The 24,992-nt window shown below is 71.2% G+C and carries 26 protein-coding genes and 1 pseudogene; 21 read left to right on the top strand and 6 right to left on the bottom strand.

Annotated features, from left to right (window positions below):
- The first annotated feature begins 42 nt into the window (after positions 1-42).
- The 11 genes from ACIBKY_RS13280 to ACIBKY_RS13230 all read left to right on the top strand — a co-directional run bounded on the left by ACIBKY_RS13280 (position 43) and on the right by ACIBKY_RS13230 (position 11,697).
- On the top strand, positions 43-1,284 hold the full coding sequence (locus ACIBKY_RS13280; protein ID WP_397097671.1) for a replication-associated recombination protein A: 1,242 nt from the start codon (positions 43-45) through the stop codon (positions 1,282-1,284).
- Positions 1,281-1,676, top strand: coding sequence for a VOC family protein (locus ACIBKY_RS13275; RefSeq protein WP_397096911.1), 396 nt, complete (start codon positions 1,281-1,283; stop codon positions 1,674-1,676). The genes ACIBKY_RS13280 and ACIBKY_RS13275 overlap by 4 nt, the downstream gene beginning before the upstream one ends.
- A gap of 82 nt (positions 1,677-1,758) precedes the next feature.
- Entirely contained in the window at positions 1,759-2,634 is an 876-nt protein-coding gene (locus ACIBKY_RS13270) for a hypothetical protein (protein WP_397096910.1), read from the top strand.
- A complete protein-coding gene (locus ACIBKY_RS13265) occupies positions 2,631-3,848 on the top strand; it encodes a methyltransferase family protein (RefSeq protein ID WP_397096909.1) in 1,218 nt (405 codons plus the stop codon). The genes ACIBKY_RS13270 and ACIBKY_RS13265 overlap by 4 nt, the downstream gene beginning before the upstream one ends.
- A gap of 104 nt (positions 3,849-3,952) precedes the next feature.
- Positions 3,953-4,339, top strand: coding sequence for a DUF948 domain-containing protein (locus tag ACIBKY_RS13260; RefSeq protein WP_397096908.1), 387 nt, complete (start codon positions 3,953-3,955; stop codon positions 4,337-4,339).
- Complete coding sequence (locus ACIBKY_RS13255) at positions 4,336-4,566, top strand: hypothetical protein (protein WP_397096907.1); 231 nt, start codon at positions 4,336-4,338, stop codon at positions 4,564-4,566. The genes ACIBKY_RS13260 and ACIBKY_RS13255 overlap by 4 nt, the downstream gene beginning before the upstream one ends.
- 18 nt (positions 4,567-4,584) lie before the next feature.
- Positions 4,585-7,257 carry an alanine--tRNA ligase gene (gene alaS, locus ACIBKY_RS13250; protein WP_397096906.1) on the top strand — a complete coding sequence of 891 codons (2,673 nt, stop codon included), beginning with the start codon at positions 4,585-4,587 and terminating at the stop codon, positions 7,255-7,257.
- A 1-nt stretch (position 7,258) separates the two neighbouring features.
- Complete coding sequence (gene ruvX, locus ACIBKY_RS13245) at positions 7,259-7,741, top strand: Holliday junction resolvase RuvX (RefSeq protein WP_397096905.1); 483 nt, start codon at positions 7,259-7,261, stop codon at positions 7,739-7,741.
- Between the two features lie 137 nt (positions 7,742-7,878).
- A complete protein-coding gene (gene mltG / locus ACIBKY_RS13240) occupies positions 7,879-9,117 on the top strand; it encodes an endolytic transglycosylase MltG (protein ID WP_397096904.1) in 1,239 nt (412 codons plus the stop codon).
- Between the two features lie 211 nt (positions 9,118-9,328).
- Positions 9,329-10,477, top strand: coding sequence for an endolytic transglycosylase MltG (mltG, locus tag ACIBKY_RS13235; protein WP_397096903.1), 1,149 nt, complete (start codon positions 9,329-9,331; stop codon positions 10,475-10,477).
- Between the two features lie 386 nt (positions 10,478-10,863).
- A complete protein-coding gene (locus tag ACIBKY_RS13230) occupies positions 10,864-11,697 on the top strand; it encodes a shikimate dehydrogenase (RefSeq protein WP_397096902.1) in 834 nt (277 codons plus the stop codon).
- Here ACIBKY_RS13230 and ACIBKY_RS13225 read toward each other — a convergent pair.
- Positions 11,672-12,094 (bottom strand): type II toxin-antitoxin system VapC family toxin, encoded by a 423-nt coding sequence (locus tag ACIBKY_RS13225; protein ID WP_397096901.1) that lies wholly within the window; start codon positions 12,092-12,094, stop codon positions 11,672-11,674. The genes ACIBKY_RS13230 and ACIBKY_RS13225 overlap by 26 nt on opposite strands.
- A complete protein-coding gene (locus ACIBKY_RS13220) occupies positions 12,091-12,345 on the bottom strand; it encodes a type II toxin-antitoxin system Phd/YefM family antitoxin (protein ID WP_397096900.1) in 255 nt (84 codons plus the stop codon). The genes ACIBKY_RS13225 and ACIBKY_RS13220 overlap by 4 nt, the downstream gene beginning before the upstream one ends.
- Before the next feature lie 363 nt (positions 12,346-12,708).
- On the opposite strand from ACIBKY_RS13220, the pseudogene infC reads away from it, so the two are divergent.
- From infC to ACIBKY_RS13185, 7 genes and pseudogenes are all read left to right on the top strand, one after another.
- Positions 12,709-13,221, top strand: a pseudogene (gene infC, locus ACIBKY_RS13215) (translation initiation factor IF-3); the annotation flags it as partial.
- 243 nt (positions 13,222-13,464) lie between these two features.
- Entirely contained in the window at positions 13,465-13,659 is a 195-nt protein-coding gene (rpmI, locus tag ACIBKY_RS13210) for a 50S ribosomal protein L35 (RefSeq protein WP_379624731.1), read from the top strand.
- Between the two features lie 24 nt (positions 13,660-13,683).
- Complete coding sequence (gene rplT, locus ACIBKY_RS13205; protein WP_184961802.1) at positions 13,684-14,067, top strand: 50S ribosomal protein L20; 384 nt, start codon at positions 13,684-13,686, stop codon at positions 14,065-14,067.
- 43 nt (positions 14,068-14,110) lie between these two features.
- Positions 14,111-14,923, top strand: a complete 813-nt coding sequence (locus tag ACIBKY_RS13200) for a TrmH family RNA methyltransferase (protein WP_397096899.1) — start codon at positions 14,111-14,113, stop codon at positions 14,921-14,923.
- Positions 14,924-14,972: 49 nt separating this feature from the next.
- The gene (locus ACIBKY_RS13195; protein ID WP_397096898.1) at positions 14,973-16,055 is read left to right on the top strand and encodes an ATP-binding protein; all 1,083 of its coding nucleotides are present in this window, start codon (positions 14,973-14,975) and stop codon (positions 16,053-16,055) included.
- 123 nt (positions 16,056-16,178) lie between these two features.
- Positions 16,179-17,219: a phenylalanine--tRNA ligase subunit alpha gene (gene pheS / locus ACIBKY_RS13190; RefSeq protein WP_379636452.1), complete on the top strand. Its 1,041-nt coding sequence runs from the start codon at positions 16,179-16,181 to the stop codon at positions 17,217-17,219.
- Positions 17,219-19,768 (top strand): phenylalanine--tRNA ligase subunit beta, encoded by a 2,550-nt coding sequence (locus tag ACIBKY_RS13185; RefSeq protein WP_397096897.1) that lies wholly within the window; start codon positions 17,219-17,221, stop codon positions 19,766-19,768. The genes pheS and ACIBKY_RS13185 overlap by 1 nt, the downstream gene beginning before the upstream one ends.
- A gap of 46 nt (positions 19,769-19,814) precedes the next feature.
- Here ACIBKY_RS13185 and ACIBKY_RS13180 read toward each other — a convergent pair whose 3' ends face one another.
- Positions 19,815-20,399: a Uma2 family endonuclease gene (locus ACIBKY_RS13180; RefSeq protein ID WP_397097670.1), complete on the bottom strand. Its 585-nt coding sequence runs from the start codon at positions 20,397-20,399 to the stop codon at positions 19,815-19,817.
- Positions 20,400-20,460: 61 nt separating this feature from the next.
- Between ACIBKY_RS13180 and ACIBKY_RS13175 the strand changes: the two genes are divergently transcribed.
- Together ACIBKY_RS13175 and ACIBKY_RS13170 are read left to right on the top strand one after the other, a co-directional pair.
- Positions 20,461-20,688 (top strand): hypothetical protein, encoded by a 228-nt coding sequence (locus tag ACIBKY_RS13175; RefSeq protein WP_397096896.1) that lies wholly within the window; start codon positions 20,461-20,463, stop codon positions 20,686-20,688.
- An 18-nt stretch (positions 20,689-20,706) separates the two neighbouring features.
- Positions 20,707-21,447 carry a metallophosphoesterase family protein gene (locus ACIBKY_RS13170; RefSeq protein WP_397096895.1) on the top strand — a complete coding sequence of 247 codons (741 nt, stop codon included), beginning with the start codon at positions 20,707-20,709 and terminating at the stop codon, positions 21,445-21,447.
- A 40-nt stretch (positions 21,448-21,487) separates the two neighbouring features.
- Here ACIBKY_RS13170 and ACIBKY_RS13165 read toward each other — a convergent pair whose 3' ends face one another.
- The 3 genes from ACIBKY_RS13165 to ACIBKY_RS13155 all read right to left on the bottom strand — a co-directional run bounded on the left by ACIBKY_RS13165 (position 21,488) and on the right by ACIBKY_RS13155 (position 23,648).
- Positions 21,488-22,765 carry an MFS transporter gene (locus tag ACIBKY_RS13165; protein WP_397096894.1) on the bottom strand — a complete coding sequence of 426 codons (1,278 nt, stop codon included), beginning with the start codon at positions 22,763-22,765 and terminating at the stop codon, positions 21,488-21,490.
- 103 nt (positions 22,766-22,868) lie between these two features.
- Complete coding sequence (locus tag ACIBKY_RS13160) at positions 22,869-23,222, bottom strand: nuclear transport factor 2 family protein (RefSeq protein WP_397096893.1); 354 nt, start codon at positions 23,220-23,222, stop codon at positions 22,869-22,871.
- Between the two features lie 21 nt (positions 23,223-23,243).
- Positions 23,244-23,648 (bottom strand): hypothetical protein, encoded by a 405-nt coding sequence (locus ACIBKY_RS13155; protein ID WP_397096892.1) that lies wholly within the window; start codon positions 23,646-23,648, stop codon positions 23,244-23,246.
- 235 nt (positions 23,649-23,883) lie between these two features.
- On the opposite strand from ACIBKY_RS13155, the gene ACIBKY_RS13150 reads away from it, so the two are divergent.
- Positions 23,884-24,987, top strand: a complete 1,104-nt coding sequence (locus ACIBKY_RS13150; protein WP_397096891.1) for a hypothetical protein — start codon at positions 23,884-23,886, stop codon at positions 24,985-24,987.
- Positions 24,988-24,992 lie beyond the last annotated feature (5 nt).

The following is a 24,992-nucleotide window of genomic DNA, read 5'->3' as shown; positions in this document are numbered from 1 at the left end:
TCGGCGGCTGAGGAGGCCACTCCGCAGCCGCTCGCCGTGCGGATGCGACCCCGCGCCCTCGACGAGGTGATCGGCCAGCGGCACCTGCTCGGTCCCGGCACGCCGCTGCGGCGGCTGGTGGAGAGCGAAGCGCCGATGTCGCTGTTCCTCTGGGGCCCTCCCGGCACGGGTAAGACCACGCTCGCGTACGTGGTCTCCAACGTCACCAAGCGCCGCTTCGTCGAGATCTCCGCCGTCTCGGCGGGCGTCAAGGACGTGCGCGCCGCCATCGACAACGCCCGGCGCGAGCTCGGCATGACCGGCCGCCAGACGGTGCTGTTCGTCGACGAGGTCCACCGCTTCAACAAGGCCCAGCAGGACGCGCTGCTGCCCGCCGTCGAGAACCGCTGGGTCACCTTCATCGGCGCCACCACCGAGAACCCGTACTTCTCCGTCATCTCCCCGCTGCTGTCGCGCTCGCTGCTGCTGACCCTGGAGTCGCTGTCCGACGACGACATCCGCGCGGTCCTGGAGCGCGCCGTCGCCGAGGAGCGCGGCCTGGGCGGCCGCGCGAGCCTGGCCCCGCAGGCCCTCGACCATCTCGTACGGCTGGCGGGCGGCGACGCCCGGCGCTCCCTGACCTACCTGGAGGCGGCCGCGCTCCTGGCCGACGACATCACCGTCGAGGTGGTCGAGAAGGCCGTCGACAAGGCGGCCGTCCGCTACGACCGCCAGGGCGACCAGCACTACGACGTCATCAGCGCCTTCATCAAGTCGATGCGCGGCTCCGACGCCGACGCCGCGCTCCACTACCTGGCCCGCATGATCGAGGCGGGCGAAGACCCCCGCTTCATCGCCCGTCGCATCGTCATCTTCGCCTCCGAGGACGTCGGCATGGCCGACCCCACCTGCCTGCAGACCGCGGTGGCCGTGGCCCAGGCCGTCCAGCTCATCGGCCTGCCGGAGGGTCAGATCAACCTGGCGCACGCGGTCATCCACTGCGCCATGGCACCCAAGTCCAACGCCGTGGTGAAGGCCATCGGCGCCGCGGCCACGGACGTGCGCAAGGGCCTCATCGGCCAGGTGCCCGGCCATCTGCGCGACGCCCACTATCCGGGCGCGGCCAAGCTAGGCCATGGCGACGGCTACAAGTACCCGCACGACTTCGACCACGGCTTCGTCCGCCAGGACTACGCGCCGGAGCAGGTGCGCGAGCGGCGCTACTACGAGCCGACCAGGCACGGCGCGGAGGCGCCCGTCGCCGAGCGGTGGGCCAAGATCCGCGCCTTCCTCCGGGGCGAGTGAGCGCCGTGCACGGCACGCTGCACCACGTCGAACTGTGGGTCGACTCCCTGGCCGAGGTCCTTCCCGGCTTCTCCTGGCTGTTCGAGCGGCTGGGCTATGCGCCGTTCCAGAGCTGGGAGGGCGGGCGGTCCTGGCTGCTCGGTGCCACGTACGTGGTGCTGGAGGAGTCGCCGGCCCGCGTACCCGGCCGCCACGACCGGCTGCGCGCCGGGCTCAACCACCTCGCCTTCCACGTGGACGACCCCGACGCCATGGCCGAGGAGGCGCGCGAGCACGGCTGGACGCTCCTGTTCGCCGACCGTCACCCCTACGCGGGCGGTCCCGCCCACCACGCGGCCTACCTGGAGAACGCCGCGGGCTTCGAGATCGAACTGGTGCGCGCCACCGGCTGAGGGCGACCCGGGTCTTCTGCCAGGCCGAGCTCTGTCGTATGGTTTGAGCGTTCGATTAAAGCATTCGGTTAAGGGGTTCGCGATGGAGCGGAATGCCGCCCGCATGACCTTGGTGGGCGTGGTGAGCGCGCTGTTCGCGGCGATGGCGGCCTACAAGCTGCTGCACGCCGGGGGATTGGAGCAGACGGCGGTGTTCTACGTGGGCGTGCCCGCGATCATCGCGATCACCGTGGTGCTGGTCGCCAAGCCGCGCTCGGCCATCGGGCTGGTGATGGCGGTCATCACCGTCGCGCTCGCGCTCGCCGGCCCGCTGCTGGGTGAGGGGATCGTCTGCCTCGTGTTCGCCGCGCCGCTGTTCTACCTGGTGGGGGCGCTGTTCGGGGCGTTCGCCGACTATCTGCGCGCCAAGGGGCCCAAGGGCCCGCAGATGCTCGCCGTGCCGCTGCTCCTGCTGGTCACGCTCGAAGGGGCGGGCGAGGCCACGTCGATGCCGCGCGAGGAGGTGGTCAGCGCGTCCGTCACCGTCCCGGGGGACGTGGCCGCCGCGCTGGCCGCGCCGCCCCGCTTCGCGCCCTACACCTCGTTCCTGCTCAAGCTCGGCTTCCCGCGGCCGCTGTCGGCGAGCGGCACCGGGCTCGGGACCGGCGCGACGCGCGAGATCGTCTTCAGCCCGCGCCGCTCCCTGGGCATCGGCGCCACGCCCGAGCCGCGCTCGATGACGCTGCGGGTGAAGGAGAGCGCCCCGGGCCGGGTGGTGTTCGAAGTGGCCCGCGACACCACGCTGGCCCGCTGGCTGGAGCTGCGCGAAGCCGCGTTCACCTGGAACGGCGGCCGCCTCACCGTCGCGCTGAGCTACCGCAGGACCTTCGACCCCTCCTGGTACTTCGGCCCCATCCAGCGCCACGCCGCCACCGAGGCCGCCGGCTACCTGGCCCAGACCTTCGCCGGTGCGCGGTGAGCGCGGCCCTGATCAGGGGGCTCGGCCTGATGCTGCCCCTGGCCGCCGTCCTCGTGGCGGCCCAGCTGGCCGCGCGCGCCGGCCGGCTCGGGCCGCCGCGCGCGGCCGCCGCCATCCTGGCCACCGGCTGGAACGCCATGGTGCTCATGGCCGTCAACCAGGGCGGCTGGTGGACCTTCCACGCCGAGGGCGGCACGCTGGCCGGGGTACCGCTCGACCTGCTGCTCGGCTGGGCGCTGCTGTGGGGCGCGCTGCCCGCGCTGGCCTTCCCCGAGGCGCCCGTGGCGCTCGGCGCGGCGGCGCTGGCCTGGTTCGACCTGGCGGTGATGCCGCTGGCCGAGCCCGTCGTGGTGCTCGGGCCGGACTGGCTGTACGGCGAGGCGGTGGCGGCCGGGCTCGCGCTCGTGCCCGGACTGCTGCTGATCCGCTGGACCGTGCGGGGGACGCTGCCGATGGCCCGCGCCGGCTTTCAGGTGGTGCTGGCCACGGGGCTCGGGGTCGTCGCGCCCGTGTTGCTGCTCGGGGTGTGGCGCCAGCCCGCGTGGGTGCTGGCGCTCCTGGCACAGGCGCTGGCGGTGCCGTTCGTGATGGGGGCCTCGGCGGTGCGGGAGTTCGCGAGGACGGGCGGGGGCACGCCCTTTCCCTACGACCCGCCCCGGCGGCTGGTGACCGGCGGGCCCTACGCCTACGTGCGCAATCCCATGCAGGTGGCGATGACCGCCGGGTACGTGCTGCTGGCCGTACTCGACGTGCGCTTTCTCGCCGCGGCGGCGATCAGCCTCGCCTACGGCGCCGGGCTGGCGGCGTGGCACGAGGGCGAACAGCTCACGCGGCGCTTCGGCGCGGACTGGGCCGCCTACCGGGCCGCCGTGCGGGCATGGCTGCCGCGCTGGCGGCCCGCCGCGGCGCCCGCGACCGTGTACGTGGCGGCCACCTGCGGGCAGTGCTCCCAGGTCGGCGCCTGGATCGAGCGGCGCGGCCCGGTCGCGCTGCGGGTCGTCGCCGCGGAGACCCACCCGGCCGGGCTGCGCCGCATCACCTACGAGCGCGCCGACGGCCTGCGGGCGCAGGGCGTCGCGGCCGTCGCGCACGTGCTCACCCACGTCCACCTGGGCTGGGCGCTGGCCGGCTGGCTGCTCCAGCTGCCCTGCCTGAACGGCTTCGCCCAGCTCTGCGTGGACGCGCTGGGCGGCGGCCCCCGCGAACCGGCCTGACCGGCACCGAAGGGCGCGCTGCGGCCTGCCGCCGACCTTTGATGCCCTCTTCTGCCGGGCGGACGCGATAGGGTCTTGGCGTTCCGGCCCAGCGTAAGAGGGAGATGAGCGGAGTGCTTACCGCTGGAGAGGTCGCCGGGCTGATCGCCGCCACGGGCTGGATAGTCCTGGTCTGCGTGCTGGCCATGGTGCTCGTCAAGCTCGCCCGGCTGCTCACCGAGACCACCAAGATGGTCTCCGACCTGAGCGAGCGGGTGGTGCCGTTGCTCGAAGACGTCACCGTCACGGTCAACGAGGCCAACCGGCAGCTCGTCGCGGTCGAGGCGATCACGAAGGACGTCAAGCAGGTCAGCTCGCACGCGGCCAAGCTCAGCGGGGTGACGCAGACCATCTTCACCGGCCCGCTGATCAAGGTCTCGGCGCTCAGCTACGGTGTGCGCAGGGCGATCCAGGCCCGTGGTCCGCGCCGCCGGGTGAGGCGGCACCGATGATCCGCCGCCTGTTCTACCTGTCGCTCGGCGCGTTCACCGCGGTCTGGGTGATGCGCAGGCTGCAGGCCCTGCGTCCCGAGCATGTCGCCCGCCGTACCGTGGACAACGCGGCGGGGCTCCTGGAGCAGGTGAGAGACTTTACCTCGGACGCGCTCGGCGAGGCCGCCGAGCGCGAAACCACGTTGCGCGCCCGCTTCGGGCTCGACAACGGTGACAACCACCACTGATTGCAAAGGATGGCTGACATGGAGTCGGCAGAAATCGCTCGCCGCTTCCTGCGCTTCTTCGAGGAGCGTGGGCACAAAGTAGTGCCCTCGGCCAGCCTGATCGCCGAAGACCCCACGTTGCTGCTGGTGCCCGCGGGCATGGTCCCGTTCAAGCCGTACTTCCTGGGGCAGCGCAAGCCTCCGGCGGCCCGGCTGGCCAGTGTGCAGAAGTGCGTGCGCACGCCCGACATCGAAGAGGTCGGCAAGACCACGCGCCACGCGACGTTCTTCCAGATGCTCGGCAACTTCTCCTTCGGCGACTACTTCAAGGAGCAGGCGATCCCCTTCGCCTGGGAGCTGCTGACCAACGCCGAGTCCGACGGCGGCTTCGGCTTCCCGGAGGAGAAGCTCTGGGTGACGGTCTTCCTCGACGACGACGAGGCGATCGACATCTGGCACAACAAGGTCGGCGTGCCCATGGAGCGCATCCAGCGCCGCGGCCTGGAGGACAACTACTGGCACATGGGCGTGCCCGGCCCCGGCGGTCCCTGCTCGGAGATCTACTACGACCGCGGCCAGGAGTACGGCAGGGACGGCGGCCCGGTGGCCGACGAGGACCGCTACCTCGAGGTCTGGAACAACGTCTTCATGCAGTACCAGCTCAGCGCGGTGCGCTCGAAGACCGACTTCGACGTCGCCGGCGAGCTGCCGGCCAAGAACATCGACACCGGCATGGGCCTGGAGCGCATGGCGACGATCCTGCAGGGCGTCGACAACCTCTACGAGATCGACACCACCTACAAAATCCTCGACAAGGCCGCCGAGCTCACCAAGACCCGCTACGGCCGCGACCCGCGCGCCGACATCAGCCTCCGGGTGATCGCCGACCACGTGCGCACCGGCACCATGCTGGTCGCCGACGGCGTCGCGCCCAGCAACGAGGGCCGCGGCTACGTGCTGCGCCGCATCCTGCGCCGCTCGATCCGCAACCTGCGCCTGCTGGGCTCGGGCGAAGAGCGCTACATGCACGAGCTCACCGACGTCACCATCGACGCGATGGGCGAGACCTACCCCGAGCTCAAGGCCGACGCCCCGCAGATCCACGCGGTCGTGGACGCGGAGGAGGCCTCCTTCCTCGGTACGCTGCGCACGGGCACCGCGATCTTCGACGTCGCCGTCGAGGAGACCAAGCGCAAGTCCGGCAGCACGCTCTCCGGCGACCAGGCCTTCCAGCTCCACGACACCTACGGCTTCCCCATCGACCTCACCCTGGAGATGGCGGCCGAGCAGGGCCTGCGGGTCGACGAGGACGGCTTCCGCCGCCTCATGAAGGAGCAGCGCGAGCGCGCCAAGGCCGACGCGAAGGCCAAGAAGACCGGCAACGCCGACATCTCCGTCTTCGGCACGCTGCTGGAGAAGGCGGGCAAGGTCGAGTTCCTCGGCTACGACGCCACCGAGGCCGACTCCACCATCCTCGGCATCCTCGTCGACGGCGCCTCCGTGCCCGTCGCCGGCAAGGGCGCCACGGTCGAGATCGTGCTGGGCCGTACCCCCTTCTACGCCGAGGGCGGCGGCCAGCTCGCCGACCAGGGCGTCATCCGCACCGGCGGCGGCGAGGCCGAGATCCTCGACGTGCAGTCGCCCATCGGCGGCCTGGTCGTCCACCGCGGGCGCGTGCGCGAGGGCGAGATCAGAGCCGGCGACGAGGCGCACGCCGAGATCGACATCGAGCGCCGCCGCGCGATCTCCCGCAGCCACAGCGCCACCCACCTCGTCCACCGCGGCTTCAAGAACGCGCTCGGCGAGACCGCGGCGCAGGCCGGCTCGGAGAACTCGCCCGGCCGTTTCCGCTTCGACTTCACCGCCGCGGGCGCCGTGCCGCAGAGCGTGCTGCGCGACGTCGAGGACGAGGTCAACGCCGTCCTCATCAACGACCTCCAGGTCAACGCGTTCTACACCACGCAGGCCGAGGCGCGTGCCATGGGAGCTCTGGCCATGTTCGGCGAGAAGTACGGCGACGAGGTCCGCGTCGTCGAGATCGGCGACTACTCCCGCGAGCTGTGCGGCGGCACCCACGTCCACAGCTCCGGCCAGCTCGGCCTGGTCAAGGTGCTCGGCGAGCAGTCCGTCGGCGCCGGCGTGCGCCGCGTCGAGGCGCTGGTCGGCATCGACGCCTTCCGCTTCCTGGCCCGCGAGAGCCTGCTCGTCGCCCAGCTCACCGAGCAGCTCAAGGCCCGCCGCGAGGAACTGCCCGAGCGCGTCGAGGGCATCGTCTCCCGGCTGCGCACCGCCGAGAAGGACCTGGAGAAGCTGCGCTCGGCCCAGGTGCTCCAGATCGCCGGCGAACTCGCGTCGCAGGCTCGTGACCTGCACGGAGTCTCCTTCGTCGCGCACCGCGCGCCTGATGGAACCGGTGCCGATGACCTGCGTAAGCTCGCGCTTGATGTGCGCGGCAGGTTCCCGGCCGACCGCCCGGCGGTCGTCGTGATCGCCGGGGCCCCCACCGAACGGCCCGTGGTGGTTGCCGCGGTCAACGAGGCGGGACGCGAGCGTGGTCTCAAGGCCGGGCGACTGGTCGGCGTCGCCGCCAAGGCACTTGGGGGTGGCGGTGGCGGCAAGGACGATGTCGCGCAGGGCGGTGGCACCGACGCGGGCGCCGTCGCCGACGCGCTGCGGGCTGTCGAGCGGTCCGTCGGTGAGCAGCTCACCTGACATGAGGTTCGGCACAAGGCTCGGCGTCGACGTCGGGTCCGTACGCATCGGCGTGGCCCGCAGCGACCCCTCGGGACTGCTGGCCACCCCGGTCGAAACGGTCAGGCGCGGCAAGGGCGACCAGACCAGGATCGCGGCGATCGCCGCCGAGCACGAGGCGATCGAGGTGATCGTGGGCCTGCCCACCTCGCTGTCCGGCCGCGAGGGGCAGGCCGCCGAACTGGCCCGCGCCTTCGCCCGTTCGCTTGCGGTACGGCTGGCGCCCACCCCGGTCCGGCTCTACGACGAGCGGCTGACCACGGTCGCCGCCCAGCAGGGGCTGCGGGCCAGCGGGGTCAAGGCGAAGAAGCAGCGCGGAGTCGTCGACCAGGCGGCAGCCGTGGTGCTGCTGCAGGACGCGCTCGACCGGGAACGCGCCACAGGCGAGCCACCGGGCAGACCCGTCGATCCGCCCGCCGGGGCGGACGACGGGACCGCCCGGTGAGCGGACACGAGCACCCGGCCGGAGGCCCGGCCCCGGACCCCCGGCCCGACGAGAAGCCATCCGAAGACGCACCGTCCGCTGAGCCTTCCGCCTCGGGTGCGCCGTCCGCGGGTGAGCGGTCCGGGCGTGGGGCCTTCGTGCCCGAACAGGGATCACCTGGAGGCGAGGCGTCCAGGGCGGGGCAGGATCGGGCCCGGGACGGGGCCGGGCTGGCCGCCGCCGTTCCGCCCCAGGGCGGTGCCAAGGACGATTCGGGCTCGCTGGCGGCGGAACTGCTGGCCGGTGGGGAGATCGACGTGGCCGAGGAGGTCGGGGCGGAGACCGTGCCCCTGCCCGCCCAGCGTGGCCTCACCCGGCGGTCCAAGGGGCTGCTGGTGGCCGGGTTCGCCGCTTCGGTGGTGGCGGTGGGCGTCGGTGGTTATGTGGTGGCGAAGCCGTACCTGCTGCCCGATGACTTCGACGGGCAGGGGAACGGCGCGGTCACGGTGCGCATCCAGCCCGGCTCCAGCGCCGGAGAGGTCGGCGCGGCGCTGACGGCGGCGGGGGTGGTGGCGAGCGCGCGCTCGTTCATCAACGCCACCGAGCAGAAGGCGGTCGCCGACCGGCTGCGGCCGGGGCACTACCGGCTGCGCAAGGGCATGGCGGCGGGCGCGGCCGTGGACATGCTGCTGCATCCCGGGTCGCGGGTCGTGAAGAAGGTGTCGGTGCCTGAGGGCATGCGGGCCGAGGAGGTGTTCCGGCGGGTGGCGGCCCAGGGCGGGCTGCCGCTGAACGAGCTGCGCTCGGTCGACACCGACCTGCTCGGGCTGCCGGAGTACGCGCGAGGGGTCGAGGGGTTCCTGTTCCCGGCGACGTACGAGATCGAGCCGGACTCCTCGGCCACGGACGTGATCGCGGCGATGGTGGAGCGGTTCACGACGGCGGCCGGCGAGGTGAAGCTGGCCCAGCGTGCTCCCGAGGTGAACCTGACGCCGCTGGAGGTCGTGACGGTGGCCAGCATCGTCCAGGCCGAGGGCGGAAGGGACGCCGACTACCCGAAGATCGCCAGGGTGATCTACAACCGGATGGAGCAGGGGATGCCGCTGCAGATGGACAGCACGGTGACCTACGCCCAGAGCCGCCGGACGTTGAAGGTGTCGGTGAAGGACACGCGGGTGCGCTCGCCGTACAACACCTACCTGCGCGCGGGGCTGCCACCGGGGCCGATCTCCAGCCCGGGAGAGAAGGCGCTGATGGCGGCTTTGGACCCAGCTGAGGGTGATTGGTACTGGTTTGTCACCACCGATCCGGAGCATAGAATCACGAAATTCACCGATAAAGAGAGTGAGTTTGTGAGATACCGGGAAGAGCTGAACGAATACCTCGGGACCAACTGATGCTCGTCGGGACACCCCCCGTCCCGCAGGGAGCCTCCCTGCGCCGCCCCGCGGAAGGGGCGCACGCACTCTCCGCGTCCCTTAGCATGGCTACTCAGAGTGATCATCGCTGGTCATCCGCATGTGACCGGCGGTTCCCCCCGTTCCGCTCGGTAACCCTCGCCGGTCTTGACGCCAGGCCGGTCATACCGGGAGATTGGCCATCGCAGCTATGAACGATCTCGACATGGACCTGCTCCTCGGCTCCGAGGACGACAACGGACGCTCGCGCCGCCAGAAGGGCAACGGCCGGCGCGGGCGCCGCCGTCGCCGCCGTCGCAATCGCGGCGGCTTCCTGGCGCCGCTGCTCGCGCTCATCGTCTTGCTCGGCATCGTCGGCGGCGGTGGCTACTACGGCTACCTGTGGGTGAGCGACCGCCTCGTGCCCGGCGACTTCTCCGGCCCCGGCAGCGGCTCGGTCGCCCTGGAGATCAGGCAGGGCCAGAGCGCCACCGACGTCGCGGAGGAACTCGAGCGCCTCGGCGTCATCAAGGACTCCAGGGCCTTCATCAACGCCGTCACCAACTCCGGCAAGAGCGCCTCGCTCGTCCCCGGCCACTACACGCTGCGCAAGCAGATGCGCGCCGCCGACGCCGTCACCGAACTCGACGCGAACAACCGGCAGTACACCCAGGTGACGCTGCCCGAGGGCCTGCGCCTCAGCGACGCGCTCACGCAGCTCGCCGAGAAGACGAAGGTCCCCGCCAAGGACTTCACCGCCGCCGCCAAGAAGGCCGGCGACCTGGGCCTGCCCGGCTACGCCAAGGGCCGCCTGGAGGGCTACGCGTTCCCCGCGACCTACCAGTTCCCGCCGAAGTCGAGCGCGGCCGCGATCCTCACGAAGATGGTCGACCGCTTCAAGGAGACCGCCGACCGGATCGGCCTGGAGGCGGGCGCCAAGGACCTCGGCCGCACGCCGCACGAGATCATGATCATCGCGAGCATCATCCAGGCGGAGGCCGGGCGCCAGGAGGACATGGGCAAGATCTCCCGCGTCGTCTACAACCGGCTCGCCCACAAGCCGGAGATGCACCTGAGGATGGACAGCACGGTCATGTACGCGCTCGGCAAGTACAAGACGGCCGCCACCTTCGCCGAGACGAAGACGCCGTCGAAGTACAACACGTACCTGCACCTGGGCCTGCCGCCCGGCCCCATCGCCAACCCGGGCGACCACGCGATCGAGGCCGCGCTCAACCCGACGCCGGGCACATGGCTGTACTTCGTCGCCACCGACCCGAAGAGCCAGGTCACCAAGTTCGCCACCACGGAAGCGGAGTTCCAGGTGCTCATGAACGAGTACAAGAAGAACGGCGGCTGACGGCGGGCGCTCTCCGAAGGGGCCTTCCCGCGAAGGCCCCTTCCACCGCGGCAGGCCGCTGTTCTTTGTGACGGGTTCTCTTCGCGGGCCGCTTTCCGTTGTGGCTGGCTCTCTTCACCGGCCGCTTCCCGTTGCGGCGGGCTCTTTCGCGGGTCGCTTTCCGTCACGGCTGGCTCTCTCCAAGAGCCGCTTTCCGTTACGGCAAGCCAACGCGACGCCACCCGCCGCCGCGGGCGGGCGCAGGTCGGGGGGATCGCTTCTCACGTCGGACGCACTCCCCGCCGCGACGGCCCGCCTTGGCCCGCCACGTGGTGTTCCCCGGGCCGCCGATTTCGGCCGGATCGGTGGCAGGGGTAGGGTCCTGTGGCTGGATAGGGAGGGGTTTCATGCGGGCAGCGGTTCTCGGTTCGCCGATCGCGCATTCGCTCTCGCCGTACCTGCACAGGGCGGCCTACCGGGCGATGGGCCTGGACGACTGGACCTACGACGCCTTCGAGTGCGACGAGGCGGCGCTGCCCGCGCGGATGGCGGGCCTGCGCGGTGAGGCCGGGCAGTGGGCGGGGCTGTCGCTGACGATGCCGCTCAAGCGGGCCGTGCTGCCCCTGCTGGATTCCGTCTCCGAGCTGGCCGTCGAGGTCGGCGGGGCCAACACGGTGGTCTTCCAGGATGGGTCCGCCCACGGTGAGAACACCGACGTGTACGGGATCGAGCGGGCGCTGGCCGAGGCGGGCGTGCCGCGGCCGGGTTCGGCGCTGGTGCTGGGTGGGGGGGCGACCGCCGGTTCCGCGCTGGCGGCCCTGCGGAACCTGGGGCTGGAACGGGTGACGCTGGCCGTACGGGATGCCGGGCGGGCGGCCGGGACGGCCGCGGTGGCCGGGCGGCTGGGGGTGGCGCTGCGGGTGGCGCCGCTGGACGAGCTCGACGACCTGCTCGGGGTGGACCTGGTGGTCTCCACGCTGCCCGGCGGCGCCGCCGACGGTTACGCGGGGGCGCTGGCGAGTGTGCCGGCGTTGTTCGACGTGGTCTACGCGCCGTGGCCCACGAAGGCGGCGGCGAGCGTGCGGGAGGCGGGCGGGCGCGTGGTGGGCGGGTTCGCGATGCTGCTGCACCAGGCGGTGCGGCAGGTGGAACTGATGACCGGCCGCGCGGACGTGCCGGTGGAGGCCATGCGCGCGGCCGGCGAGGCGGAGATCCTCAGACGGGCCAGTCGAACGGGTTGATGATGCTGACGCCCGTGCCCGCGAAGTCCTTGACGTTGCGGGAGACGATGCTCCACCCGTGGACCTTGGCGGTGGCCGCGAGCAGGCCGTCGGGCGTCGGGAGGGGCCGGGCGCTGTTGAGGCGGCCCCACTCCTCGGCGATCTCCGGTGTGACGGGGACGATCCGGTCCTGGAACGACTGGTAGAGGCGGGCCAGCCAGCGCTCCAGGACGAGCGCCTGCTGGGGGTCGCGCTGGCGGCGCAGCTCGATGCCGCACCGGATCTCCCCGACGGACATCGTGCTCAGGTAGAGCGTCGGCCCCAGGGAGCCGTCGATCCACGACTTCACCCGCGGGCTGCCGTTGCGCTTGCGGGCCTCCGACACGACGTTGGTGTCGAGGAGGTAGCCGACGCTCACCAGCCGAGGTCCACTTCGCGGGGCAGGTCGCGCTGGCGGGGGAAGTCGAGGTCGTCGTCCCAGTCGGGTGCGTCGAGCAGGAACTTCTTGAAGTCGGGCTCGTCTCCCTTGAGCCGCCGGTATTCGGCCATGTCGATGACCACGGCGACGTCCTCGCCGTGCCGGGTGACGATCTGGGGTCCTTCGTCGTGTGCCCGCCGCACCACCTCGCTGAAGCGCTGCTTGGCCTCCTGGAGCTGCCATGAGGACATGGACCCACCTCCTGTCTAGTCTGTCTAGATTAGCAAGTCGGCCCGGTAACACACAGTGATAGCAAGCCGACGCTCCCGGCGCGGGATGATTCGAAGAACTCGGTGTGTTGTGGTAACGTAACTCCCTGATCGGTCCGGCATGCCTTGCTGGACGCGCAAGCGGAGGTCTCCCTCCCACCTGAGTCGCCGCCCGGCGGCCGGGTCCAGGATCACGCCGGACTACTCCGGGGAGCTTACGGCCACGAAGCCGACGAGCTCAGTGGCCCCGCATGCGCGACGTGCGGGGCTTTTCGCGTGTACAGACACGTACGTGCGAAGCTCTCGGCACGACGAGCACGTAGGGACGCAAACCTAGGAGGCCCCATCAGCACTGAGCCCCGCATCAACGAGCGTATCCGAGTTCCCGAGGTTCGCCTCGTGGGCCCGAACGGCGAGCAGGTCGGCATCGTCTCCATTCACGACGCCCTCAAGCTCGCCCAGGAGGCCGACCTCGACCTCGTCGAGGTCGCGGCCACGGCTCGACCGCCCGTGTGCAAGCTCATGGACTACGGAAAATTCAAGTACGAGTCCGCGATGAAGGCGCGCGAGGCGCGCAAGAATCAGGCGCACACGATCATCAAGGAGATCAAGCTCCGGCCGAAGATCGACCCGCACGACTACGAGACCAAGAAGGGTCACGTGGTGCGGTTTCTCAAGGCGGGAGACAAGGTCAAAGTCACGATCATGTTCCGCGGACGTGAGCAGTCGCGTCCCGAGCTGGGCTTCCGGCTCCTGCAGAAGCTGGCGGAGGATGTCACGGAGCTCGGCTTCGTCGAGTCCCAGCCCAAGCAGGACGGCCGAAACATGATCATGGTGATCGGTCCGCACAAGAAGAAGGCCGAGGCCAAGGCCGAAAAGGCCGCAGCCAAGGCGCAGCGTGGCGGCGAGGAGCCTTCTCCGGGCGAGGAAGCTTCCGTTCCAGGTGAGGAAGTTTCCGCACAGGAAGCGTGACCCGCGGTTCGGGTTAGCCTTACACGGCAACCCCCGAACGACGCCACTGCCGTAACGAAGACGCCGCGACCGGGTCGGCCTGCACCGACCCGGCCACCGGCACGGACGAATTGAGGGAGAGACGGCGAGATGCCGAAGATGAAGACGCACAGCGGTGCGAAGAAGCGGTTCCGGCTTACCGGCACCGGCAAGGTCAAGCGCCGTCGTGCCGCTCGCGCGCACTACAACGAGTGGAAGTCCTCCACGCTGACGCGCCGTCTCAAGGGCGAAGTGATTGTCTCCGACAATGACGTCAAGAAGATCAAGAAGCTGCTCGCTAAGTAGCGCGAACCCCCGGGGAGATACAACATGGCACGCGTGAAGCGGGCGCTCAACGCCAAGAAGAAGCGCAAGGTCGTCCTCGAACGGGCAGCGGGCTACCGCGGCCAGCGGTCGCGGCTCTACCGCAAGGCCAAGGAGCAGATGCTCCACTCGATGACGTACGCCTACCGGGACCGTAAGGACCGTAAGGGTGCGTTCCGCCGTCTGTGGATCCAGCGGATCAACGCCGCCGCCCGCCAGAACGGCATGACTTACAACCGCCTGATCCAGGGACTGCGTCTGGCCCACATCGAGGTCGACCGCAAGATCCTCGCCGACCTCGCGGTGAACGACAGCCAGACCTTCGCCACGCTCGTCGAGGCCGCCAAGAAGGCGCTGCCGGCGAACGTGAACGCGCCGGCCGCGAGCTGAGGTTTTACGGTCAAGGGGCCCACCTCCGGTGGGCCCTTTTTGCATGGCACTGGGGGACAACGTGGAGCTGACCAACATCAGGGCGCCGCGGGTGAAGGCGGCCAGGCGTCTGGCCAAGCGCTCCTTCCGCGACCAGGACCGCAGGTTCGTGGCCGAGGGCCCGCAGGCGGTGCGCGAGGCGCTCAAGCTCGACGGCGTGACGCTGGAGCTGTTCGCCACCGCGGAGGCCGAGCAGCGCCACCCCGACCTGGTCGACGAGGCGCTCTCGCGTGACCTGCCGGTGCACCGCGCCAGCGGCGAGGTGATGGCCGAGCTCTCGCAGACGGTCACCCCGCAGGGGCTGCTGGCCGTCTGCCGCTTCGTGCACGTCCCGCTTGAGGAGGCGCTCGGTGGCGACCCCCGCCTGGTGGCGGTACTGGCGCACGTGCGCGATCCGGGCAACGCCGGCACCGTGATGCGGGCGGCCGACGCCGCGGGGGCCGACTCCGTGGTCTTCACCGACGCTTCCGTGGACCCCTACAACGGCAAGTGCGTACGCGCCAGCGCCGGCAGCCTGTTCCACCTGCCGGTGGTCATCGGCAGCCCGGTGGCGGGAGCCGTACGGGCGCTCAAGGACAAGGGGCTGCGGGTGCTGGCCGCCGACGGCGCGGGCGAGCGCACCCTCGACGACGTGGATCTGTCGGGGCCGACGGCGTGGATCTTCGGCAACGAGGCGTGGGGGCTGCCGGAAGAGGTACGCGCGCTGGCCGACGACGTGGTGCGGGTGCCCATCTACGGGCAGGCGGAGAGCCTCAACCTGGCCACCGCGGCAGCAGTGTGTCTCTACGCGTCCGCACGGGCTCAGCGGGTGCCCTAGGGGCGCGGAAACCCGCTATTGTCGGCCATGTAGTCGAGGAGGCGGGGTCGTGCACGGCGAAGACAGCGAAGGTCGGGTGGTGGCCTCCGTGTGCACGATCGGCATCGACGACCTTCCTGACGGGGTCATCGTCACCGACAGGTTCGGCAGGGTGCTGGCGCTGAACAAGGCGGCCGCGAGACTGACGGGCGTACCCGTCGAACGGGCCGTCGGACGGCACATGAACGACGTCTTCCCGCTGCGCGACCACGACGGCCGCGAGTGGTGGAAGGCGCTCGACCCGGAGGGCGGGCTGCGCACCCGTACCCGCGTCCCGGAACGCCCGTTGCATCTGCCCGGCGGCCAGGAGCTTCACGTGACCGCCCGGCTGGTGCGCGAGCCCGAGCGCCGCGGCGACGTCGAACGGGTGACGATCGTGCTGCGCGACGGCGGCGCCCGAGCCCGGCTGGAACGCAGCCGCGCCGACCTGGTCTCGACCGTCGCCCACGAGCTGCGCTCGCCTCTGACCAGCGTCAAGGGCTTCACCGCGACGCTGCTGGCCAAGTGGAGCCGTTTCACCGACGAGCAGAAGCGCGTCATGCTCGACACCATCAACACCGACGCCGACCGCGTCACCCGGCTGATCACCGAGCTGCTCGACGTCTCGCGCATCGAGTCGGGCCGCATGGAGGTGCACCGCCAGGTCGTCGACGTGCCCGCGCGGGTGCGGCGGGTCATCGCCGGGCGCGTGGCGGCGGGCGAGCCCGAGGACCGTTTCCGGCTCGCCGTCGCCGGCCACCTGCCCGAGACGTGGCTCGACCAGGACAAGATCGACCAGATTCTCGGTAACCTGGTGGAAAACGCTTTGCGGCACGGACGCGGAACCGTGAGCATTGACGTTCAAGCCGTCGACTATGGAGTGGCCGTGTCTGTGCGCGACCAGGGTGAGGGCATCCGCCCCGAGCTGGCCACGCGCGTCTTCCGGCAGTTCTGGCGCGGCAACAGCCGCCGGCGCGGCGGCACCGGGCTGGGCCTGTTCATCGTCAAGGGCCTGGTCGAGGCACATGGCGGGACGATCACCGTGCAGCGTGCCCCCGAGGGCGGGGCCGAGTTCCGATTTATGTTGCCCACCGGCACGCCTGACTTCGCGTAGGTCATCGGCTCCGGTGGGCCAGCACTAGACTCAGTCTCGCTCAAGCCCTGGATACGGAGCTCTCTCTTGTCTGACTACGACCCTGTCGAGGTCACGCCCCTGCATGCCGACGAGCTGTCGCGCATGGAGGCGGACGCCGTCACGGCGATCAAGGCGGCCGGCAGCCTCGACGAACTCAAGCAGGTACGCCTGGCCCACGCCGGCGACCGTTCGCCCATCGCGCTGGCCAACCGCGAGATCGGCGCGCTGCCCCCGGCCGCGCGAGCCGAGGCGGGCAAGCGCATCGGCGCCGCCCGCAAGGCCGTGGGCGAGGCGCTGGCCGCCCGCCAGGCCGAACTGGAGGCCGAGCGCGACGCCCGCGTCCTCGTCGAGGAGACCGTCGACGTCACCCTCCCGTGGGACCGCCGTCCGCAGGGGGCCCGTCACCCCCTGACCACGATGCAGGAACGCATCGCCGACACCTTCGTCGCCATGGGCTACGAGGTCGCCGAGGGCCCCGAGCTCGAAGGCGAATGGTTCAACTTCGACGCGCTCAACATCTCCAAGGACCACCCGGCCCGCTCCGACCACGACACCTTCTTCGTGGAGTCGGCCGACTCGGGCATGGTGCTGCGCACGCAGACCTCACCGGTGCAGATCCGCGCGCTGCTGCAGCGCGGCGTGCCGTGCTACGTGGTCTCGCCGGGCAAGACCTTCCGCACCGACGAGCTCGACGCCACCCACACCCCGGTCTTCCACCAGGTCGAGGGCCTGGCGGTCGACGAGGGCCTGACGATGGCGCACCTGAAGGGCACGCTCGACCGCTTCGCCGAGGTCATGTTCGGCGAGGGCATCACCACGCGCTTCCGGCCGCACTACTTCCCCTTCACCGAGCCGTCGGCCGAGATGGACCTCAAGTGCTTCGTCTGCCGCGGCACCAGTGCCGTGCCGGGCAACCCGCCGTGCCGTACCTGCAAGAGCGAGGGCTGGATCGAGTGGGGCGGCTGCGGCATGGTCAACCCGCGGGTGCTCGTCGCGGGCGGCGTCGACCCGGCCCGCTACAGCGGCTTCGCCTTCGGCATGGGCATCGAGCGCACGCTGATGTTCCGCCACAACGCCGAGGACATGCGCGACATGGTCGAGGGTGACGTCCGCTTCTCGCTCCCGTTCGGAATGGAGATCTGATGAAGGCCCCGCTTTCCTGGCTGCGGGAGTACGTCGATCTGCCGCCGGTCACCGCCCACGAGGTCGCCGACCGGCTGACCGCGGCCGGGCTCAAGCTGGAGCGGATCATCTCCCACGGCCACGACGTCAAGAACGTCGTCGTCGGCGAGGTCCTCGAGATCGAGGAGCTCACCGGCTTCAAGAAGCCGATCCGCCACTGCAAGGTCGAGGTCGGCGAGGCGACGCCGCGCGAGATCGTCTGTGGCGCCGTCAACTTCGTGGCCGGCGACCGCGTCCCGGTCGTGCTGCCCGGCGGCGTGCTGCCCGGCGGTTTCGAGGTCGGCTCGCGCAAGACCTACGGCCGGCTGTCCGAGGGCATGATCTGCTCCGAGCGTGAGCTCGGGCTCGGCGACGACCACGACGGCATCATGGTCCTGCCGCCCGAGACGCCCATCGGCACCGACGTGGTCGAGCTGCTCGGCCTGCGCGACGACGTCTTCGAGATGGAGATCACCCCCGACATCAGCTACGCGATGTCGATGCGCGGCGTGGCCCGCGAGGCGGCCATCGCCTTCGGCGTGCCCTTCCGCGACCCCGCCGCGCTCCAGCCGCCCGCCGCCACCGAGGAGGCGTGGCCGGCGTGGATCGCCGACGCCACCGCCTGCGACCGGTTCGTGCTGCGCGAGGTGCGCGGCTTCGACCCGGCCGCGCAGAGTCCCCTCTGGATGCGGGTACGGCTGACGCGCGCCGGCATGCGTCCGGTCTCGCTGGCCGTCGACATCACCAACTACGTGATGCTGGAGATGGGCCAGCCCCTGCACGCGTTCGACCGGGCCAAGCTCACCGGCGAGATCGTCGTACGCCGCGCCGAGCCCGGCGAGCGCCTGGAGACCCTCGACCACGTGGTGCGCGAGCTCCACCCCGAGGACATCCTCATCACCGACCAGTCGGGGCCGATCTCGATGGCCGGCACCATGGGCGGCCTGGCCACCGAGATCTCCGAGACGACCACCGACGTGGTCATCGAGGCGGCGCACTTCTCCGCGCCCGGCATCTCGCGCGAGTCGCGCGCCCACAACCTGGTCTCGGAGTCGTCCAAGCGCTTCGAGCGCGGCGTCGACCGGGAACTGCCGGTGGTCGCCACCTGGCGGGCGGTCACCATGCTGGCCGAGCTGGGCGGCGCCACCATCCAGCCGGGGCTCACCCACGCCGAGGTCGAGGTGGAGCCGGCGCGCATCGCCATCCCGGCCGCCTACCCGGGTCAGGTGGGCGGCGTGCCGTACCCGAAGGAGACCGTGGTGCGGCGCCTGGAGCAGGTCGGCTGCACGGTCGCCGACGGCGACGACCCGGCGATCCGCCGGGGCGGCGTCGCGCCGACTGCGGTGGTCACCGGCGGCGAGATCGCGGCCAGGCTGGCCGTCACCGGTCCCAACATGATCACGGTGACGCCGCCGTCGTGGCGCACCGACCTGACCGACCCGGCCGACCTGGCCGAGGAGGTCATCCGGCTCGAAGGGTACGAGGGGCTGCCGTCGGTGCTGCCCAAGGCGCCAGCGGGCGCCGGTCTCACCGAGATCCAGCGCCTGCGCCGGCGCGTCGGGCGGGTGCTGGCCGACCACGGCTACGTCGAGGTGCTGTCCTACCCGTTCGTCGGGCAGGCCGACCTCGACAACCTGCAGCTTCCCGCGGACGACGATCGCAGGCGGGCCACCCGGCTGACGAACCCGATCTCCGACGACGAGCCGTACATGCGCACCACGCTGCTGCCGGGCCTGCTCAAGACGCTCGTACGCAACGTGGGCCGGGGTTTCCCCGACGTGGCGCTGTTCGAGTCCGGCCTGGTCTACCGCGCCAAGCCCGACGCCCCGGCGACCGCGCCGGTCTTCGGTGTGGAGCGCGCCCCGGCCGGGGAGGAGCTCGCCGCGCTGGAGGCGGCGCTGCCCGCCCAGCCGGAACGGCTGGCCGTCGTGCTGGCCGGTGAGTTCGACCGCTCCGGCTGGTGGGGCAAGGGCCGCCAGGCCACCTGGGCCGACGCCGTGGAGGCGGCCAGGATGGCGGCCGCGCAGGCGGGGGTGGAGCTGCGGATCGCCGCCGACCAGCACGAGCCGTGGCACCCGGGCCGCTGCGCCGCCCTCTACGCCGGCGGCACGCTGGTGGGCCACGCGGGCGAGCTGCACCCGCGCGTCATCGAGGCCTACGGCCTGCCGCCGCGCACCTGCGCGATGGAGCTGGAGCTGACCCGCCTGGACCTGCGGGGCCCGGTGAACGCGCCAGCCGTGTCCTCCTACCCGGTGGCCACCCAGGACGTCGCCCTGATCGTCGCCGCCGGCACCCCGGAAGCCTCGGTGGCCGCCGCGCTGCGCGAGGGGGCGGGCGACCTGCTGGAGTCGATCCGGCTGTTCGACGTCTACACCGGGGCACAGGTGGGCGAGGGGAACAAGTCCCTGGCCTACACGCTGCGCTTCCGGGCACCGGAGCGGACGCTGACGGTGGAGGAGACGACGGCGGCCCGTGACGCGGCGGTCGCGCTGGCCGCCGACCGCGTGGGCGCTTCGCTACGCGGAGCCTGACGGGATCCTTGAGGAGCGGGCATGGCCTCGGCCGTGCCCGCCCCGCTCAGAGCTGGCCGATCTCGGTGAGGTCGATGTCGATGGCGAAGGGGACGCTCACCTTGAGCCGGTCGTGGAAGATGCCGGTGATGACGTAGGTCTTGGTGGCGGGGTCGAGCTCGTAGACGCAGACCATGAGCTGGTGTTCCTGGTCCTCTACTCGCCAGAAGTGCGGAACTCCGGCCGAGGCGTAGAGGAGGGGCTTGCGTTCCCTGTCCCGAACCTTGGAGGCCGGGGCGACGACCTCGACAGCCAGGACAAGGTCGTCGCCGTCGTAGAAGGTCGCGTCGGGCTGGATACGAGCTCCAGGGCCGAGGATGATCAGATCTGGCTCGGGGCGCTGGGTCGCGGACAGCCGTACGCTCATCTCTCGTCGCACCCGGTGGTCGCTCGGCGCCGAACCTCGAAGTGCCTTCTCCAGAAGGTAGAGCGCGGAGGTATGGAAGTCTCGCTGAGGGCTCACGAAGACCAAGCTTCCGTCAATCAACTCCGTGTGCGCAGGCAGTTCCGGAATGCGATCAAGGTCCTCTGCGACGAAGCCTTCCGGGGGCGGGAAGACCCAGTTGGGAAGCGATGGTGGCTTTTCAGGCATATCTATGCTCACCGCTTCGGCCGTCATGGTTCTACGGTAGCAATCTATGAAGGACGGGGCTGTGCGAAACCTGCTGGTGTTCGGTGAGCGGGGTGACGCCGAGGCGGTGGCCGAGGTGCTGGGGGAGTGGCTGGGCGAGGTGCCGAGAGTGGTGCGGGAGACCCTGGCGGGCGAGGACGACGCCGAGGACGCGCAGTGGGTCGTGGTCGTCGAGGACCTGCCCGCGGAGCTGGCCGGCAGGGTCGAGGTGCTGGCCGAGGAGTATGACGGGTGGCGGGAGAGCCTCTAGCCGACGTGGGGTGAACGGATGCGTGTCGCGGTCTTGTCCGATGTGCACGGGGTGCTGCCCGCCCTGGAGGCGGTGCTGGGTGAGGCGGACGTGCGGGACGCGGACCTGCTGGTGCTGACCGGCGACGTGGCCGCGGGGCCGATGCCGGTCGAGACGATCGACCTGCTGGTCTCGCTGGGGGAGCGGGCGCTCTGGGTCGGCGGCAACGCCGACCGGGAGCTGGTGGAGGTGGCCCGGGGGCAGGGGCCGGAGTTCGCGATCTCGCGGTGGGCGGGGGAGCGGCTGCGAGAGGATCAGGTTGACGTGCTCGCCGCTCTGCCCGCCCGGCAAGAGCTGGATCTGGGCCGGCTGGGGCGGACGCTGTTCGTGCACGGGACACCGCGTAGTGACGACGAGGTCGTGCTCGTCGACAGTTCGCTGGAGCGGTGGCGGGAGGTGCTGGACGGTGAGCCGGCAGACACGGTGGTGCTGGGGAACACGCACATGCCGTTCGCGCGGCTGGCCGACCGGCGGCTGATCGTGAACCCGGGGTCCGTCGGCATGCCGTACGGGAGGGACGGGGCTCATTGGGCGCTGCTCGACTCCGTCAGCGGGGCGGTGACGTTGCGGCGGACCCCCCTCGACGCCGCGGAAGTGGCGGCCCGGCTGGTGGCGGGGTCGGGATTCGGCGGGATCGGGGAGTGGGTCGCGGAGTATGTGCGGGAGGTCTACTCCGACGCGGTGGCGCTGACGGCGTTCGCCCGGCGCGAGGGCCGGTGAAGCCCTCGCGCGGCGTGAGGGCCGGTGAAGCCGCATCCGGTCAGGGTGCGGCCAGTTCGCGGCGGGCCTTCTCGGCCAGGGCGTGTTCGTCGGTGCGGGCGTCGTAGCGGCGGAACTTCGGCAACGCCCCGGCCAGCGCGGCCACCGCGCCCACGCACAGCAGGCCGCCCACGCCCAGCGCGAAGCGGGCACCGCCGAAGGCGGCCATCGCTCCGGCACGGGCGTTGCCCAGCATGGGGCCGCTGGCGTACGACAGCAGTTCGATGCCGGCCAGGCGCCCGCGCAGCTCGTTCGGGATGGTCTGGTTCCACATGGTCGAGCGGAAGATGCCGCTGATCATGTCGGCGGCGCCCGCCAGCGCGAGGCAGAAGAAGACCGCGAACAGGTTCGGCACCACCGCGGCCAGCGCCACGGCCACGCCCCACAGCCCGGCGGCCACGATCACGCCCAGGCCGTGCCGGTGCACCCGTGCCGTCCAGCCGCCGGTGAGGGAGGCGATCAGGGCGCCCACCGCGCTGGCCGAGTAGAGCAGGCCGACCGCCTGCGGCGCGCCCAGCTGCTTGGCCAGGAACGGGAACAGCGCCGTCGACATGGCGAAGACCATCGCCGCGATGTCGACCAGGTAGGTGCCCATGAGGTCGCTGCGGCGCCAGGCGTAACGGACGCCCTCGGCGAGCGTCTTCAGCGAGGCGGGCCGCGCCTCCTCGTGCGGCGGCACCGCGCGCATCCGCCACAGCAGCACCAGCGACAGCGCGAACGACGCCGTGTCCAGCCCGTAGGCCAGGGCGCTGCCGTGGGTGGCCACGAGCAGGCCGCCCAGGGCGGGCGCGGCGATGGCGCCGATGTTCCAGCGCAGGCTGGCCAGCACCGCCGCCGCCGGCAGCTGGTCGTGCCGGACGACCTGCGGGATGAGCGCCTCAAGGCTGGGCCGCTGCAGGCAGGTCAGGCCCATCGCGATCGCGCCGACCACGTACAGCACCCAGACCTGCGGGCGCGGCAGCATCGCGTTGACGGTCAGCAGGCCCGAGGTGACCAGCAGGCCCACCTCGCTGAACAGCACGATCTTGCGCCGGTCGAGCGCGTCGGCGATCGCCCCGCCCCACAGCCCGCACACGACCATCGGCACGAACTCGGCCAGGCTCATCAGTCCCACGGCGACGTAGTCGCCGGTCAGCTCCATCATCTGGAACGGCAGCGCCACCATGGTGACGAACGTGCCGAACATCGTGATCACCCCGGAGACCATCAGCAGCCGGTAGTCACGCGAGTCGCGCAACGGGCCCAGGTCGGGTGCGATGCGTTTGATGAGGGAGAACACGAGGTGACATTGTCCGTCCTGCCCGCGCGCGAGCTCAAACGGTTTTTCCCCGGACGCGAGGAAGGGCCCTCCCGGCGACCGGAAGGGCCCTTCCCCGCGAGGCTCAGGCGGGGACCTTGTCGAGGAAGCCCAGGACCCGCTGGATCCTGCCGTCCCCGGCCAGCTCCGCCACGTCGAACCCGACCGCGACCGGCTCACCGCCGGGCGCGCCGAGATGCCAGGTGAAGCGGGCCACGTTGTGGTGGGTCTCGAACACCTCGCCCGGGGTGAAGACCATGCCGGGGAACATCCCCTGCGCCCCGGCGATCACCGCGGCGATCGCCTCATGGCCGGTGACGGCGGCCAGCGGGTCGGTGTAGGCGCCGTCCTCGGCCCACAGCTCGGCGACGGCCTTGGCGCGGGCGCCCTCGTCGGTCTCGTTCCAGGCGGCCACATAGCGCTCGACCAGGTTTTCCATGGTGATTCTTCCTCTCTCGGATCAGCGGCGGGCCTTGCGCAGGCCCATGATCTGCAGTTCGGCCAGCAGGCCGACCACCAGCGCCTGGGCGATCGCCCACACGGCGCCGATCGTGGTGAACTCCACCAGCCCGAACGCCACGGCGGCCACGCTGGCCAGCGTCCAGGCGATGTTGATGGCGACGACGGCCTTGGTGGCCGCGAGACTGATCTCGCGCCGGGTGCCCAGGACGCCCACGGCGGCGCCGTACGCGAGCAGGAAGACGCCGAGGGCCCGCAGCATCCCCGAGCCGGGCCCCAGGAGATCGCTGAGCAGCGGCGCGGCGACCAGGTAGGCCAGGCCGTTGGCGCCGGTGACGAGGGCGTCGGCGACGAGCACGGTGCGTAGGAACCTGGTCCGGTCGGCGGTGACGGGTACGGCGGTCATCTCGGTTCTCCTCGCGGGTGTTTCCGGCGGCTGGTGTTGGCCGACAGCGGGTGTTTCCGACACAGGAACCGTGTCATCGGGGGCATAGCCGGTGCGATTACGCGCCAGGTAATGGAGGTGGCTATGCACCCCTTGACCTGCGGAGACTTCTCGGGAGAAATCGGGAAAGCGGCCCGCGCCGCCGTACGCCTCGTTACTGTCTCTTTGCAATCGCACGAACACGAGGAGTGAGCCGATGGATCTGCTGGCCCGCGCGCGGGAGCTCAAGCCCGAGCTGGTGCACTACGCGACGTCCGGCAGGTTCCAGCGCGAGCTGGCCGCCGTGCTCGACCGCTTCTACGCAGGCGGCATGCCGCAGGACGAGGCCAACGCCTTCCTGCCGGTCGACTACTTCGTGCACCAGCACAAGCTCGGCGGCGGCGGCACGGTCCTCGACCGGTTCGTGGACGAGCACCCCGGCCTCGACGCGGCCGACCACGAGCTGCTGCTCGGCTGGAAGGACGTGGTCGAGGGCGTCTTCGAGGTGACCGGGTTCGACGGCCCGGCGCTCATCCTGTTCAACCACGTGGACGAGCTGACCTACCGCACGCTGTCGAACCTGGGTGAGGAGGCGTTCGCGCCGCTGGCCGAGGGCATGTTCGTGGTCGGCAGGCTCATCCCGCTCGGCCGCGACTGGCTGATCAGCGCCACTCCGTCGGTGCACACCGCGCAGGCGCGCGAACGGCTGGTCGCGGCGGCCGCGCACGTGGCGCTGGAGAATCCGGCCGCCGCCTACCGCAATCCGGACCTGCTGGCCGCGGCCCGGCGTACGCAGGCCGAGCAGCGCCGCTGCTTCATCGCCTACTTCGGCTCCGACCAGGTGGTGGTGGCGGGTGCGGAGGTGGCGCAGAAGATCCAGGGCTATCTCGGCTACCAGGCCGAACGGCTCGGCGGGCGGGTCGACGCAGAGATCCCCGAGCACGTGTCGCGGGCCGGGAGCGTCGCCCTGATCTTCGACGAGACCGATGGCCTGGGCTACTACGCCGAGTTCGCCCGGCTGGCCGAGATCTTCGACCGGCCCGGCCTGGTCGTCCGGCGCGAGGGCCGCGACCTGGTCACCTCCTACCTCAAGGGCGACGCCGTCTCACCGGTGCCGATCGTCCGCCTGGCGGAGCGCGACCACGCCAAGGCCGGCGAGCTGTTCGCCGGGCTGCTGGGCCGGCCGGGCTTCCTGTGGGAGCGCAGCGGGCGGGCGCTGCTGCGCACGCACAAGCCCGGCTACTTCGACGGCCCGCGCCTGCCCACGGTCGTGCCGCCCACGCGGGCGGTCGCCGAGCACGCCGGCGGCCGGGCGCCGTAGGCTGC

Origin of the sequence: Nonomuraea sp. NPDC050394, from assembly GCF_044459065.1 — a bacterium.
Classification (GTDB): domain Bacteria; phylum Actinomycetota; class Actinomycetes; order Streptosporangiales; family Streptosporangiaceae; genus Nonomuraea.
Note: the sequence above shows the minus strand (reverse complement) of the source record. Positions and strands in the feature narration are given on the sequence as shown.